Source organism: Nitrosovibrio tenuis (assembly GCF_900109785.1).
Classification (GTDB): domain Bacteria; phylum Pseudomonadota; class Gammaproteobacteria; order Burkholderiales; family Nitrosomonadaceae; genus Nitrosospira; species Nitrosospira tenuis_A.
Genome location: NZ_FOBH01000009.1, coordinates 12458 through 26852, shown reverse-complemented (window position 1 = coordinate 26852; position 14395 = coordinate 12458). Strand labels below are relative to the sequence as shown.

The window sequence follows — 14395 nt, the reverse complement described above, 5'->3', positions numbered from 1 at the left end:
AAAATTTTTTTAAAGGATAATCCTATCCGCCAATTTTAACAATCAAGCTGGACATTCAAGACTCTCCGGCATGTTAAAATTCCCGGATTCAAGCTTCGCAAAAATGCCGAATAGAATGAAAAACAATTACCTGGAAAGAATTCTCACCGCTCAGGTTTACGATGTAGCGATAGAAAGCCCTCTGGACCTTGCGTCGAATTTATCTGCGCGGTTAAACAATCGGCTATTTCTGAAACGCGAAGACATGCAGGAGGTTTTTTCATTCAAACTGCGCGGCGCGTACAATAAAATGGTGAAGCTTTCCCCCACCGCGCTCAAGCGCGGTGTTGTCACAGCCTCTGCCGGCAATCACGCGCAGGGGGTAGCGCTCGCGGCACAACGGCTTAATTGCCAGGCGACCATCGTGATGCCTGTTACGACACCTCAAATCAAAATGCAAGCTGTCGAAGCGCGCGGTGCGACTGTGATAACGCATGGGGACTCTTATGACGAGGCCTATGCCCATGCATTGAAATTTGCGGCGGAGCAGCATGCCACATTTGTGCATCCATACGACGATCCTGATGTCATCGCGGGCCAGGGCACGATCGGAATGGAAATTCTGCGTCAGCACACCGGCGCCATTTACGCGATATTTGCGCCGGTGGGGGGCGGTGGACTTATCTCGGGTATCGCGGCGTATGTGAAAAGGCTTTATCCAGAAATCAAGATTATCGGCGTCGAGCCTCTCGATGCAGATTCCATGTATCAGTCGTTGCGGAAGAAGCGCCGGGTGAGGCTCCCGCAGGTGGGATTGTTTGCGGATGGCGTCGCGGTAAAGCAAGTAGGGGTAGAAACCTTACGCTTGTGCCGCGAGTTGGTGGACGAAATTATTCTAGTGGATACCGACGCCATCTGCGCGGCAATCAAGGACGTGTTCGAGGATACCCGAGCAATCCTTGAGCCGTCGGGGGCGCTCTCCATTGCCGGAGCAAAGGCATACGTCAAGCGTGAGGGGATCCATGACAAGGACCTTATCGCAATCGCTTCAGGGGCCAACATGAACTTCGACCGCTTGCGCCATGTGTCCGAACGGGCGGAACTGGGCGAGCATCGCGAAGCCGTGATGGCCGTGACGATTCCTGAAGAACCCGGCAGCTTCAAAAAATTTTGCGCCATGCTGGGGGCGAAGAGCATAACTGAATTCAACTACCGTTATGCCGACCCTAAAGAAGCGCATGTGTTTGTCGCCGTGTCGGTTCGCGACCGGGAGGAGGCGACCAAGCTGATAAAAAGCCTGGATAGTAGCGGCCTGCGCACCGTCGACCTCAGTGACAACGAGATGGCTAAATTACACATACGCCATCTGGTAGGTGGACGCGCACGTGAAATAAAAAATGAGCTCCTCTACCGTTTTGAGTTTCCAGACAGGCCGGGGGCGCTCATGAAATTCCTGAACAGTATGAGTCATCACTGGAATATAAGCCTGTTCCATTACCGCAACCACGGCGCGGACTACGGCCGTGTTCTGGCCGGGATCGAAGTGCCGCCCGAAGAGAAAGCCGAGTTTAAGGCATTCCTTGGCCACCTCGACAATCACTATTGGGATGAAAGCAACAACCCCGCATATAAGTTATTTTTGGGGTAAGCGAACAGCAGAGTTTTCTTGGCTGGCTCGACGGAAATATTTTCAAAACAGTTACTTCGGGAAGAATAAAAAGGTTATGTCAATGTGTTTCTCCACGGTAAATTTGTTCTGTGCCAATTTCGAGGTCCGTGCTTGATGGATTCGAGTTATGGAGGGAAAAGATTCCGTTAGATGAAACGCATTTCAGCATATACAGACCGGGTAGCGGCTGCGTTACGCACTGCCGCAGGGCCCGGCCCGTTATTGGTCATGCTGAGCTCAAGTACGCTCATGCAAACAGCTTGACAAGCCCGCTGAAGACACAGGTATGGAGATTGGCTGGGTTAATGGAAGCGCGAGCCAAAACGCGAATATTCCATCCGAAGGACTCGAGGGTGCTGTCGCCTTTGTCGACCGTGCTACCCGATTCCAGTTGAACCAGCTCAATTTATTCTTATGCTGTTCAAGATCCGTCTATCGGCATTCACGCCGAGGGGTTTAACAATAGAAACGGCTGGCGCGTCTTTTCGCCCTACCGCATGCTCTCGCGATAGTTCCTTTTTGACATAGGGGTAATGTTATGCCCTTATTACCAAGCAGAACAATAAAACTCATCTAGTTTTACATCCAGGGGAAAGGGGCTTTCAGCGGCTTTCGATGAAAAGCCTGTAGAGGTTCCTTAAGGACATCAAAAATGAAATGCATTCCTAAATGCACAAATTCTATTTTATTATTCGCGTTATTCGTTCTGTCTCCAGTCATCGTGAGCTCAAGCACGGCTGTTGCAAGGGACATTACCGATCTGCTTAAGGACAGTGGAGTGAAGGTGGGGGGCTGGATCAATGGCGGGGCGACCTACAACGCCAACAATCCATCCAATGGATACAATGGCTCGGTTACTTTTGCCGATCGTGCCAACCGGCCGCAATTAAACCAGTTCAACATTTACATCCAGCGGACAGTGGTATCGGAAGGTAAAACGTTCGATATCGGCGGACGCTTCGACTTCATGTTCGGCACTGATGCAATATACACCCAGGCTTTCGGTATTCCTCCGTTTGATGTGAATACCGGCCAGCCGCTGGACAGGGGCAACTGGGATCTCAATTTATGCTGTAAATCGACGCGCACCTATGGAATCGCACTTCCGCAAGCTTATCTGGAAGCTTATGTGCCCGTGGGCAACGGCCTCAACATCAAGGCGGGCCATTTTTATTCCCCAACCGGGTATGAGACGGTCCCGGCGCCTGATAACTTCTTTTATACCCATGCCTACAGCTTTAATAATGGCGAGCCGTTTACCCATGTAGGGGTGGTCGGGAATTATCCGGCCAGTTCGAATTGGTCCGTGATGGGGGGCGTCACGACCGGCAGCGCTACCGGGGGTTGGGATGGCACCTTTGATAAACAGTTGGGGAACTGGGGCGGTTTAGGCGGTCTTACCTGGACGAGCGACGACAGGAGAACCTCAGCCAATATCACGGGTACTTACGCGGAGACCTCTACCCGCAGCAACGAGCCCTGGGGCATGTACAACATCGTACTGCAACACAGGGTCACCTCCAAGACTCACCTGGTTCTGCACCATGTGCACGGTTATGCCGGCGGCGTTTTGCTGAACGGAACTCATAAGAACGCGGAGTGGTATAGCATTAATACACATCTGTATTATGATCTCCTGAATGACTTGACCATCGGCCTTCGCACCGAATGGTTCCGCGATAGAGACGGTTTTCGCGTTTTCTCTCCGTTTAGGGTAGTCGCCGCCACTGATAACACAGGATTCAGTTTTGCAGGCAGCTTCATCCCGACTAGTGCGCCTGCTGATTATTATCAGGTAACCCTGGGTATGAACTGGAAACCGGCAAAAAGACTGAATTTAGATTGGAAGCCCATGCAGAAGCTGAACATTCGACCTAATATCCGCTACGACAGGGCGGATGGGCTCCATCAGACGTACAGGCCGTTTGACAACCGAAAAGACCAGTTTCTGTTTTCGGTGGACGCGACAATTCCTTTTTGATTCCGCATCAACCAGATTGAGGGCTGAATAGCGTTACTAATAAGTAGTATTACAGTATTATGAAACCATCGACCTGGTTTTAGAATCATACAACGTGGAGGAATGAGGCGGCGCAGCTACGTCGTCGACTTTTAGATTCAGATTCCACCCCATCTCCACTCTTCCGCCAACCTGGGGAAACCAGACATTTGCCTGAATTCTCCCACTCCCGCGCTAGGAAATACACAATACCTCAGTTGCTTTTCTGCTGCGTTTCTACGAGAGCAGCGCCAGCCATTTTATCCTCATGCGCGGCACGATTGCGTTGCGCTTGTTCCCGCGCCAATTGGCGGTGAGCGGCAGCTTCCTTTCTGTTCTCCTGCGCGGTTTCGCCATATTTACGCACCAGCGCCGTAGTGTGCGAAATCAAATCTTGAGCTTCTCTACCATAGAGATAGCTTTTTTCCTCATAATGTTCAAGTAATTTTCTTTGTTCCTCAGCCTTTGCCTGCATTTCACTGGCTGCATTTTCGAAATACTTAGTCAGCGCGTCGTGGTCGCTGCGTGTTCTCGCGTTTTGAGAAGCTTTCCTAATGGTCGGATTCTGGACCGCTTCGAGTGGGCTCATCTGGGCGCAGGAAGCCAGAAAACCGAGGGACAACGCGGCAAAAAATGTCCTTGTTTTCATTGCGGCACCTCCTATAGAAAAATCCGGGAATCAACTACTTGATGGATCGACATTCTTATCTGATCGTTGAAACAAAGTTTAGCGAACACGGGATACTTTGTCAACATAACTGTGTTATAAGTGTTTTTATGAGCAGCCCATTATAGGCATTTTTAGACGCTACTTTATTGTTATATCTATTGTATGTGTTTATTAATGAGCTATAATTATTTTTTAGTTTGAGGGCGTGAAGTGCCGAGTGGTATATGGGAGAGCGGCAGAAACAATTACTTAAGCTGCTGCGTGGAAGCAAGCCCGGTCTGAGTGTAGATGAACTTTCGAAGGGGCTTGAAATTACGCGCAACGCGGTACGGCAGCATCTTGCATCCCTGGAGGCGGCGGGACTGATAGCGGCCGGCCCTACGCGTCCATCTGGCGGCGGGCGCCCGCAGCAGCTTTATATTCTTACCGAACTGGGTAAGGAAATGTCTCCGCGTCAATATTCCTGGCTTGCTCAGTTGGTGGTTGCTTCGGTCGGGCGTGAAGAAGGCGTTGAAGACATGGGTAAGCGCATGAAGGAAATTGGGGCGAATGTTGCGCATCAAATCCGAAACCAGTATCCTGGTTTGACCACGCATAAGGAAAAAGTCGAAAAGCTTGCCGAGGTAATGGATCAGCTTGGTTACAACGCTCGAAATGCGATGTTGCCGGGCGGCGAGGCGGTCATTGAAGCGGATAACTGTGTATTTCATACCATGGCAAAGAAAGATCTTGAGATCTGTTATCTGGATAGGGGACTGATGGAAACTTTTACCGACAGCAAGGTTGAACAAAACGAATGCATGGTGCGCGGTGGAAACGTTTGCCGTTTTAAACTCAAGCCCAAGGACTGATGATTTCGTCGGACGTCCTTGTGTTCTCCACTACATTTTCACGCATTCCCGTCATCCTCCTGTCATTCCTCCGCGGTCTTTATCCAGGCTCTGAATAAACCGCCGCTTTGCCAGCCTAGCACTCAGCCGCTAGTTTTTCTGTCGGGACCGGACCAAGCCAAGGTGTTGTTGGAACGTATCAGGCGATTGAAAAGGTTTTACCGGGCACACAGGCATTCTTCTCCAATATGGAGAATTCAGGTTGGATTAAGTTCGCCCTAGCCCTGAGTTTACGCTGATCTGTTCATGGGGCATCATGCATGGCGTCGGTCTCAACTTTGGTCCGGCAACCCGCGGGTTCTGCAGAGCTTTTGCTGAACGAGCGTTGCGCCGTTCTCATGCCTTGTTAAACGAGGAAAATGATCACATTAATAAAAAATTAATAAATAATTCACAAATAATTTACATGTTCTTAACGTGCATCATGATAGCTTCCAATAAAAAATAACTGCTTTTCCTGTAGTGTCTTTACAAGGGGAATCCATCCATGCCATTCGCCCCACGCGGAATCCGACTAGCGTTCGTCTCTGCGGTTTACCTGCTAATAACAATTGCTCACCCAACCGATGCTCATGCTAATGCTGCGGTGGATTTTCTTAAGGAAAACGGAGTAAGAATAGGCGGCTGGGTCAATGGTGGAGCTACCTTCAATCCGGGTCAGACCCGAGGGTTCAATGGAACGGTTACTTTTGCCGATCAGGCCAATCGCGCGCAGTTGAACCAGTTCAATATATTCATACAACGCGCGGTGGTAGCGGAAGGCAGTGCCTGGGATTTCGGAGCCCGTGTCGACTTCATGTTCGGTTCGGATGCCATTTTTACGCAGGCTTATGGGGTTCCATCGTTTGATGTCAATACGGGCCAGCCTTTGAATCGAAGCACCTGGGATCTTGATTTGTGTTGTGCGTCGACTCGTTACTACGGTATTGCATTTCCTCAGGTTTATGCGGAGGCTTATGTACCCGTCGGAAATGGCCTGAACGTCAAGGCCGGCCATTTTTATACACCTATTGGTTACGAGTCGGTTCCCGCCCCGGATAATTTCTTTTATACTCACGCCTATACCATGCAATATGGCGAACCTTTTACGCATACCGGCGTATTGGGCAACTATAAGGTCACCAAGAACTGGTCGGTTATCGGAGCGGCGACCACAGGAAGTGCCACCGGCGGCTGGGATGGCGGTTTTGATAAACAGTTAGGTAACTGGGGCGGAATAGCCGGTATTACCTGGACCAGCGACGACATGGGGAGCTCTGCCAATCTCAGCGGTACCTATGGAGAGACATCCACGCGCAGCAGTGAGCCCTGGGGAATGTATAGCCTGGTGTTGAAGCACAAGATAACGCCCAAAACCCATTTTGTTTTCCAGCACGACCATGGCTATGCTGGAGGTGTATTGTTGAACGGTGAGAATATAAATGCACAATGGTATGGCATCAACATGCATTTATATTACGACCTCATGCCCGAGCTATCGATAGGTGTTCGGACCGAGTGGTTCCGCGATAGGGATGGATTCCGTGTCTTCGCGCCCGGGCGCGTGGCCGCTGCGACGAATAACCAGGGATTCAGCTATGCGCTAGGGCGGAACCAGTTGGGAAATAGCACTAGCATGCCCGCCGACTATTACGCAATCACCGCGGGAATGAACTGGAAGGCGGCAAAAACGCTGAAGATCGACTGGAAGCCGATGCAACAGTTCAATGTTCGTCCGAACGTTCGTTATGACAACGTGGACGCGCTACATGGCGCAATTTACCGGCCGTTTGGCGGGCATAAGGATCAGGTTGTGCTGTCCCTCGATTTTATGGTTCCGTTCTGATGCAGTATTCCTGTCCCGCTTTCTTTCAGATATAAGCTAAGCGCTCCGAAGCTTACGGCTCCGAGTAACCCTGCAACCGCTCAGCTTGTATTCGCGGGAAGCCCTTCCATTAGAACTGGTCAACCGATCTGCCGGCCAGCCGCAAAACCATTCTCACATGAGGAATTCCCGCTTCCATGAACTGCTTCCCTACCGCCCGAAAACCGAACCTGGCATAAAACCCGCCGGCATGTGCCTGTGCGTGCAAAACCACTTGCTGAATCTGACGCTTTATCGCTTCCTCCAGCAAGCAGTGCATCAATGTGGCGCCTACGCCTTTTCCCCGCCATTCCTTTAACACCGCCATACGTCCGATAACCCCGTGTGGGAACAAACGCGCCGTACCGATTCCCTTCTGCGCGGCATCCCTGGCAATCAAATGAATGCAACCTGCATCAAACTCATCCCACTCCAGCTCGGCGGGGACACCTTGCTCACGTATGAAAACTGCTTCGCGTACTGCGTGTAATACCTGGCTATCATTCCGCCAATCAGCTATGCGTACCGTATAGGTTTCCACCCCCGTACTTGACTCATTACACCGGGAGGCAATGGCGGTCTCACTCAAAGGGATGCCGCTCTACAATAGTTTCCTCCCGATCCGGTCCCGTCGATATCATGTCTACCGGTACCCCGCAAACTTCTTCAATACGCTTCAGGTAATTTCGCGCCGCGTCCGGGAGTTGCTCAAGATTTTTGATTCCTACCGTGCTGCGTGTCCATCCGGGCATTTCCTCATACACCGGCTCGCAGCGCGCGAGTTCATCCGCGCCTACCGGCAGGATTTCATGGATCTTCTCTTCCATGCCATCGCCAGTCAATTTGTACCCCACGCCCAGCCGTAGCGTCTCGACGCCATCCAATACGTCGAGCTTTGTCACGCACAGCCCCGACACCCCATTTATTTGAATTGAGCGTTTTAACGCGGCGGCGTCAAACCAGCCGCAACGCCGCGGACGCCCGGTCGTTGCCCCAAATTCATTGCCGCGTCTCGCCAAGTGCTTGCCCACATCATCATCCAGCTCGGTGGGGAAGGGTCCCGCGCCCACCCTCGTGGTATAAGCCTTGGTGATACCCAATACGTAATGCAACATCTGCGGCCCAATTCCGCTTCCGGTCGTTGCCGCGCCCGCGACGCAGTTGCTCGAAGTAACGAAAGGATAGGTTCCGTGATCAATATCAAGCAAGGTTCCTTGAGCCCCTTCGAACAGCAGGTTGCTGCCGGCCCTGTTGGCCTCGAACAACAGCCGCGGCACATCCGCCACCATGGGTTTCATACGATCCGCCAAGGATAGCGTATCGTCCATGGTTTGCTGAAAATCCACTGTCGGAGCCTGGAAATAATTTTTCAGCACGAAGTTATGGTAATCCAGCATCTCCCCGAGCTTGGCAGCAAAACGGTCACGGTGAAACAAATCCTGCAAACGGACCGCACGGCGTGCGACTTTGTCCTCATAAGCAGGGCCAATGCCCCGACCCGTCGTTCCAATCTTCTCCAGGCCCCTGGCTGTTTCCCGAGCATTATCGAGCGCGCTGTGACAGGGCAATATAAGCGGACAGGCTTCGCTTATGCGGAGCCTGTTTTGCACGTCTACCCCTGCTCGCTCCAGCATATCCACTTCCTCCAGCAAGGCCTGTGGCGAAATCACTACGCCATTGCCAATGTAGCAGGCAACGGTGCCGCGCAAAATTCCGGAAGGGATCAGGTGCAGTACGGTCTGCTTACCGCCAATAACCAGCGTATGCCCGGCATTATGGCCTCCCTGGAAACGGACCACTCCGTGAGCGTGGTCTGTGAGCCAATCCACTATTTTGCCCTTGCCCTCATCGCCCCATTGAGTGCCAATGACGACTACATTTTTAGTCATGTTTACCGATTTTCAAAATTAATACACAACGGCAAGTTAAAAAGCGACTGGATATTTTATTATTGCTCAAGACCAACATTTAAATCCACCTCAATTCCCGCCGTTAGCCAAACTCCGCCTTCCAATACCAGCTTTCTGTCACAGTTGAACATGTCCTGGTCGCGCTCGTGTCCAGGCAACTCCACCACTACTATTTCCCCCTCATTGCGAAGCTGCACAATCTTTTGTTCAAGCGCTTTTTCGCCCTTGATATAAGGTGCAAGAATTCCCCTGGGGGAGGGACCCGGCTGAACTAATCCGGACAACTCGCGAAGGTCCATGCTGAAGCCGGTCGCCGGGCGGGCTCTGCCGAACGCCTTACCCACTTCGTCATAACGGCCCCCAAGCGCTATCGCATTCGGGCTGTTGCCGGCATACGCCGCAAACACCATGCCACTGTGGTAGTGATAACCCCGTAGATCAGCCAGATCGAAGGCCAATGTGTCAACCAAGGGGTTTAATTCCTCTCCCACTGTCTCCAATTCATCCAATGCCGTCCTGATCTCAGGATAATCCGGAAGGAATCGACGTGCACGTTCAAGCACCTCAACGTCACCGTATAGCTCGGGCAGCAGCAACAACGCTTCCCTAGCACACGTATCCACGTGCTTGGTCAGCCCGGCGCAAAGGGATTTTAACGCATCAGTATCCTTGGCTTGCAACACTTCGAACAGCTCGGTTTCCAGCTCGGCAGGAATCCCCGAGCCCCTGACCAAGCCGCGAAAGACGGCGACATGGCCGAGATCGAGATGAATTTCCGGTAATCCGGCAATTGCCAGGGATTCAAGCAGGAGGCGTTGGACTTCCAAATCGCTTTCCAGTCCGGAATGACCATAAAGTTCGGCACCGATCTGGAGAGGTTCCCGGGTCCTCGTTAACCCCGACGGCAACGTATGCAACACGCTGCCTGCATAACATAGACGCGTAATACCCTTCCGGTTTAGCAGATGCGCATCAATACGTGCAACCTGGGGCGTCATATCTGCGCGCAAACCCATCATGCGCCCGCTCAGTTGATCCACTACCTTGAACATGCGTAGGTTTGTATCACCCCCACTGCCGGAAAGAAGGGATTCAACATATTCAAGCAGCGGGGGACCCACTAATTCATAGCCGTGCACCCATAGCAAATCCATGATGCGCCGGCGCATCATCTCGATGCGCCGTGCCTCGGCAGGGAGAATATCCTCAACGTATTCGGGAAGGATCCACTGACGCATCTATATGCTGGTCACATCTAAAGAAGTTGGCCGAGACAGACCTATCTCACAAGGTAAAGTATCAGCAATCCTGCCAACATGGAGGTTAGACCGATGAAGCGGATCTGGCTGTCGCTAATCTCGGTAAGTTTCCTGAAAGCATCTCGCCAGGCGCCGGGCATCAGGAATGGCAGAAGCCCTTCCAGCACCAGCATCAGTGCGAATGCCATTGCTAGAGTGTCCCACATCCGCTATAACCTCAGCAGATGCTTCAAGATAATTACCGCACCATACGGGCGTATTGGATGGGAAAACATGAGCGACTCAGAGCAACCGCATTTAGCTTTATATTTTTGATATGGGTAGCCCCCGCCGCAGGCGGACGGATCGGGGCGATCGTACGCGATCCGGGCTCAAAATAGCCCTACTTTGTACCCCGGCCCGCATTCTTCAAATATTTGAAGAATTCCGAACTGGGATCCAGGACCATCATATCACTCTTGTTTTTAAAGCTCTGCTTGTAGGCTTCCAGACTGCGATAAAAAGCATAAAACTCGGGGTTCGGCTGAAAAGCATTGGCATAAATGGCCGAGGCCTTCGCATCACCCTCACCTTTTACCTCCTGGGCTTTACGGTACGCCTCTGCAAGGATGACTTCGCGTTGCCGGTCTGCGTCGGCGCGGATTTTTTCCGATTCCGCCGCACCTGTCGAGCGCAGTTCGTTCGCTACGCGTTTCCGTTCCGCTTCCATCCTGCGATAGACTGATTCACTCACCTCCTGAGGCAAATCGACGCGCTTCAGCCGGACATCCACGACTTCCACGCCAATCTTGCGGGCGTCGGCATCGGCTTTTTGACGCATGATTTCCATGATCTTGTCCCGCTCACCGGAAACCACGTCATGCACTGTGCGATTGCCGAATTCGTCGCGCAGGCTTGAATTAACGGTCTGAGAAAGACGAGTCTGCGCCAGCATTTCGTCCCCTCGCACGCTGACATAATATTGCTTTACGTCCACGATTCGCCATTTTACAAACAAATCCACCAGCACGTTCTTCTTTTCCGACGTGATAAAACGTTCCGGCTCGGCTGTATCCAGAGTCAGGATACGCGCGTCGAAATAACGTACGTTCTGCGCAAGGGGAATCTTGAAATACAGGCCCGGAGATGTTTTGACGTCAACGATTTCGCCCAGCTGGAACAGGATAGCCTGCTGGCGCTGGTCAACTATATAAAGTGATGAACTCGCCACAACAATCAGGGCGATAAGCGTGCCCAATAGAATGGAAGTATATTTTTTCACTTATCGTGTCTCCCGTTCACGACCGCGAAACGCTTCGCGCGTGCGAGCGGCGCTATCCGGCACGGTTTCCTGCGCAGGCGGGGGAGACGCCTCCGACGCCGTAGCAGGGGATGAAGAAGGTCCGCTCATGTGTATCAGCTTGTCGAGAGGCAAGTACAGCAAATTATTGCTGCTTTTCTGGTCTACAAAAATCTTGGTGGTGCTCGAGAGTATTTGCTGCATGGTGTCCAGATAAAGACGCTCGCGCGTAACGGCAGGTGCTTTGTTGTATTCGACGAGGATCTGCTTGAAGCGGCTTGCATCGCCCTCGGAACTTGCGATCACCCGCTGCTTATATCCTTCAGCCTCTTCCAGCAGCCGTGCGGCGTTACCTTTGGCCTTGGGAATCACATCATTGGCGTAGGCCTGCCCTTCGTTTTTCTGACGCTCCCGATCCTGTCCCGCCTTGACCGCATCGTCGAACGCGGCCTGCACCTGCTCCGGAGGCTGTGCATTTTGCATGGTAACCTTGCTGATAGCGATGCCTATCTTATAACGATCGAGTATATCCTGCATCAGCTGGGTGGCCTTCGCCGCCACCTGTTCGCGGCCTTCGTAGAGTACGAAATCCATCTTGCTTTTGCCGATGATCTCACGTATGGCGGTTTCCGCCGCCTGCAGTACCGCGTTCTCAGGCTCACGGTTGGTAAAAAGAAAGTCCTCGGGATTTTTGAGGATATACTGCACGGCAAACTGAATGTCGATGATATTCTCATCATCGGTCAACATCAGCGATTCCTTGAGTACTTTACTTCTAACATTGTTTCGATAACCGATTTCCACGGTGCGCACCTGGCTCACGTTAACGGTTTCGACCATCTCGACCGGGTACGGCAAATGCCAGCGTAAGCCCGCCTGAGTAGTTTCCACATATTTTCCAAAACGCAATACAATGCCTCGCTGCCCTTCATTCACGATATAAAATCCGCTCGCAATCCATAGAAGCAGGAGCAATCCGACAAGCAGGCCGATGCCGCCGCCATATTGCCTAGCGCTGGGGCCGCCAGGTCCCTCGCCTCCGCCTGATCCGCTACCGCCGCCCTTGCGCTTGAAAAGGCTGTTGAGTTTCTTGTTGAAATTGCGCCATAGTTGATCCAGATCAGGTGGACCGGAATTACCTTTTTTTCTTCCCCACTGAGGATCGTTTAATCCCATGATGATTCCTATCTTTTGTTTAATGCGGCTAAAACCGTCCAAACGGTATAAATAACCTCTCAATTCAGTCTGTGGCGGAATTATTATTGTTGACTCTAAGCAACCCGGCCAGCCGCAGCCGCATCTGTGATCTGCGAGCGACTCTTGCACCGTTGCAAGGCTTGCCGCTCGATGGCTTCCGATAGAGACAATTTGACAAACTCCAGCCCATAACCGGTCTTTGCGCTCAATCGGAGCTGCGCAATTCTACCATACTCATCACGGCGATAACCCGCCGCCCCCGCGGATAAATCAACCAGATCTATCTTGTTCAGCACCAATACTTGGGGAATGGAGTCAGCACCAATTTCCTTTAATACCTTGTTTACTTCATCGATTTGTTCATCCCGGTTCGGGCTGCTTGCGTCGACTACATGAAGTAGCAAATCAGCCTGCACAGTCTCCTCAAGGGTAGCGCGGAACGCAGCGACGAGCGTATGCGGCAGATCGCGAATGAAGCCCACCGTGTCGGAAATCACCACCGGCCCGTGATCCGGTACAAACACCTTTCGCGTCGTGGCGTCGAGTGTGGCGAACAATTGATCGGCAACGTAAGTTCGCGCGCGCGTAAGATTATTGAACAGGGTGGATTTGCCGGCATTGGTATAGCCTACAATGGATACCGACATCACGTCGGCCCGCTGCCGGGAGCGGCGCTGTAACCCACGCTGGCACTGAAGTTTAGCCAGCTTTTCCTTAAGCAGCTTGACCCGTTTTCCAAGCAGGCGCCGGTCGGTTTCCAACTGGGTTTCACCCGGACCACGCAAACCAATACCGCCCTTTTGCCGCTCCAGGTGAGTCCAGCCGCGCACCAACCGGGTTGAGAGGTGCTCAAGCTGGGCCAGCTCTACCTGCAGCTTGCCCTCATGGCTTTTTGCACGTTGCGCGAAAATATCCAGAATCAGGCTGGTGCGGTCTACCACCCGCCGCCCGAGACGACGCTCCAGATTACGTTGCTGGGCAGGAGAGAGATCGTGATCGAAAATCACCAGCGATGCGCCCGTTTGTTCCAGCGCCGAGGTGATCTCATCAACCTTGCCGGTGCCAGCGAAGGTTGCAGGATCAGGCCGGGAGCGTTTGCCTTTAATCACTGCGGAAATTGCAAGCCGATCGCTTGCAGCCAAATGCCTCAATTCTTCAAGATTTCCAACGTCCGCCTTATTGCTGAAATCGAGGCTGACCAGCACCGCGGTGCCGGCGGCAGTCTCCATGCCGGACGCATCCCCAGCGATCTGATCAAGCATCAGGTGTGCCGGGTGCCTCAAATGGAATGTTGACAGCCCTCGCGGGTACCACAGTAGAAATTGCGTGCTTGTACACCATCTGGGTGACGCTATTCTTCAGCAGCACCACATATTGATCAAACGAGTCGATATGCCCTTGCAATTTGATTCCGTTTACCAGATAAATCGATACGGGAATATGCTCCTTCCGCAACGTATTCAGAAACGGGTCTTGTAATAGTTGCCCTTTAGCGCTCATGGGTGACTCCGTATTTTAGTTATTCAAGAATTAACTCTACTTGATTTTCAAGAGTAAATCCATATTCTCGGATACGAGAGAAAATGGATATCAACCCCTGTAAAAAGCCTCCGCCCCGAAGACTTCGATTTCATTAGGCGGACTCGCCCAACCGGGAGCGGGGAACACTGAATCGTCACGAAAACTGGGGAAAAGAATTT

The 14395-nt window shown here is 52.1% G+C and carries 13 protein-coding genes; 4 read left to right on the top strand and 9 right to left on the bottom strand.

Annotated elements, in window-relative coordinates; genetic code table 11:
- Positions 1–103 precede the first annotated feature (103 nt).
- Positions 104–1627 carry a threonine ammonia-lyase, biosynthetic gene (gene ilvA, locus BMX00_RS10880; protein WP_281245905.1) on the top strand — a complete coding sequence of 508 codons (1524 nt, stop codon included), beginning with the start codon at positions 104–106 and terminating at the stop codon, positions 1625–1627.
- A 673-nt stretch (positions 1628–2300) separates the two neighbouring features.
- Entirely contained in the window at positions 2301–3629 is a 1329-nt protein-coding gene (locus BMX00_RS10875) for a porin (protein WP_090829049.1), read from the top strand.
- 232 nt (positions 3630–3861) lie between these two features.
- Here the strand turns inward: BMX00_RS10875 and BMX00_RS10870 are convergent, their stop codons facing one another.
- Positions 3862–4296 carry a hypothetical protein gene (locus BMX00_RS10870; protein ID WP_090829048.1) on the bottom strand — a complete coding sequence of 145 codons (435 nt, stop codon included), beginning with the start codon at positions 4294–4296 and terminating at the stop codon, positions 3862–3864.
- A 245-nt stretch (positions 4297–4541) separates the two neighbouring features.
- On the opposite strand from BMX00_RS10870, the gene BMX00_RS10865 reads away from it, so the two are divergent.
- Together BMX00_RS10865 and BMX00_RS10860 are read left to right on the top strand one after the other, a co-directional pair.
- Entirely contained in the window at positions 4542–5168 is a 627-nt protein-coding gene (locus BMX00_RS10865) for a helix-turn-helix transcriptional regulator (RefSeq protein WP_090829047.1), read from the top strand.
- 526 nt (positions 5169–5694) lie between these two features.
- The gene (locus tag BMX00_RS10860) at positions 5695–7032 is read left to right on the top strand and encodes a porin (protein WP_090829046.1); all 1338 of its coding nucleotides are present in this window, start codon (positions 5695–5697) and stop codon (positions 7030–7032) included.
- A 109-nt stretch (positions 7033–7141) separates the two neighbouring features.
- Here BMX00_RS10860 and BMX00_RS10855 read toward each other — a convergent pair whose 3' ends face one another.
- From BMX00_RS10855 to hfq, 8 genes are all read right to left on the bottom strand, one after another.
- Positions 7142–7591 carry a GNAT family N-acetyltransferase gene (locus tag BMX00_RS10855; RefSeq protein WP_090829107.1) on the bottom strand — a complete coding sequence of 150 codons (450 nt, stop codon included), beginning with the start codon at positions 7589–7591 and terminating at the stop codon, positions 7142–7144.
- A gap of 40 nt (positions 7592–7631) precedes the next feature.
- Positions 7632–8939, bottom strand: a complete 1308-nt coding sequence (locus BMX00_RS10850; RefSeq protein ID WP_090829045.1) for an adenylosuccinate synthase — start codon at positions 8937–8939, stop codon at positions 7632–7634.
- 59 nt (positions 8940–8998) lie between these two features.
- Positions 8999–10198, bottom strand: a complete 1200-nt coding sequence (locus BMX00_RS10845) for an ATP phosphoribosyltransferase regulatory subunit (RefSeq protein WP_090829044.1) — start codon at positions 10196–10198, stop codon at positions 8999–9001.
- A gap of 41 nt (positions 10199–10239) precedes the next feature.
- Positions 10240–10407 carry a DUF2065 domain-containing protein gene (locus tag BMX00_RS10840; RefSeq protein WP_425433895.1) on the bottom strand — a complete coding sequence of 56 codons (168 nt, stop codon included), beginning with the start codon at positions 10405–10407 and terminating at the stop codon, positions 10240–10242.
- A gap of 194 nt (positions 10408–10601) precedes the next feature.
- Positions 10602–11480 (bottom strand): protease modulator HflC, encoded by an 879-nt coding sequence (gene hflC / locus BMX00_RS10835; protein WP_090829042.1) that lies wholly within the window; start codon positions 11478–11480, stop codon positions 10602–10604.
- Positions 11481–12674, bottom strand: coding sequence for an FtsH protease activity modulator HflK (gene hflK, locus BMX00_RS10830; protein WP_090829106.1), 1194 nt, complete (start codon positions 12672–12674; stop codon positions 11481–11483).
- A 95-nt stretch (positions 12675–12769) separates the two neighbouring features.
- Complete coding sequence (hflX, locus tag BMX00_RS10825; protein WP_090829041.1) at positions 12770–13957, bottom strand: GTPase HflX; 1188 nt, start codon at positions 13955–13957, stop codon at positions 12770–12772.
- Positions 13950–14195, bottom strand: coding sequence for an RNA chaperone Hfq (hfq, locus tag BMX00_RS10820; RefSeq protein WP_090829040.1), 246 nt, complete (start codon positions 14193–14195; stop codon positions 13950–13952). The genes hflX and hfq overlap by 8 nt, the downstream gene beginning before the upstream one ends.
- Between the last annotated feature and the right edge of the window lie 200 nt (positions 14196–14395).

Bases quoted from the DNA above. Each gene is read 5' to 3' on its own strand.
- BMX00_RS10870 (WP_090829048.1), bottom strand. From the start codon at position 4,296: ATGAAAACAAGGACATTTTTTGCCGCGTTGTCCCTCGGTTTTCTGGCT.
- BMX00_RS10840 (WP_425433895.1), bottom strand. From the start codon at position 10,407: ATGGCATTCGCACTGATGCTGGTGCTGGAAGGGCTTCTGCCATTCCTG.
- ilvA (WP_281245905.1), top strand. From the start codon at position 104: ATGCCGAATAGAATGAAAAACAATTACCTGGAAAGAATTCTCACCGCT.
- BMX00_RS10875 (WP_090829049.1), top strand. From the start codon at position 2,301: ATGAAATGCATTCCTAAATGCACAAATTCTATTTTATTATTCGCGTTA.
- BMX00_RS10860 (WP_090829046.1), top strand. From the start codon at position 5,695: ATGCCATTCGCCCCACGCGGAATCCGACTAGCGTTCGTCTCTGCGGTT.
- hflX (WP_090829041.1), bottom strand. From the start codon at position 13,957: ATGCTTGATCAGATCGCTGGGGATGCGTCCGGCATGGAGACTGCCGCC.
- BMX00_RS10865 (WP_090829047.1), top strand. From the start codon at position 4,542: ATGGGAGAGCGGCAGAAACAATTACTTAAGCTGCTGCGTGGAAGCAAG.
- BMX00_RS10850 (WP_090829045.1), bottom strand. From the start codon at position 8,939: ATGACTAAAAATGTAGTCGTCATTGGCACTCAATGGGGCGATGAGGGC.
- hfq (WP_090829040.1), bottom strand. From the start codon at position 14,195: ATGAGCGCTAAAGGGCAACTATTACAAGACCCGTTTCTGAATACGTTG.
- hflK (WP_090829106.1), bottom strand. From the start codon at position 12,674: ATGGGATTAAACGATCCTCAGTGGGGAAGAAAAAAAGGTAATTCCGGT.
- BMX00_RS10845 (WP_090829044.1), bottom strand. From the start codon at position 10,198: ATGCGTCAGTGGATCCTTCCCGAATACGTTGAGGATATTCTCCCTGCC.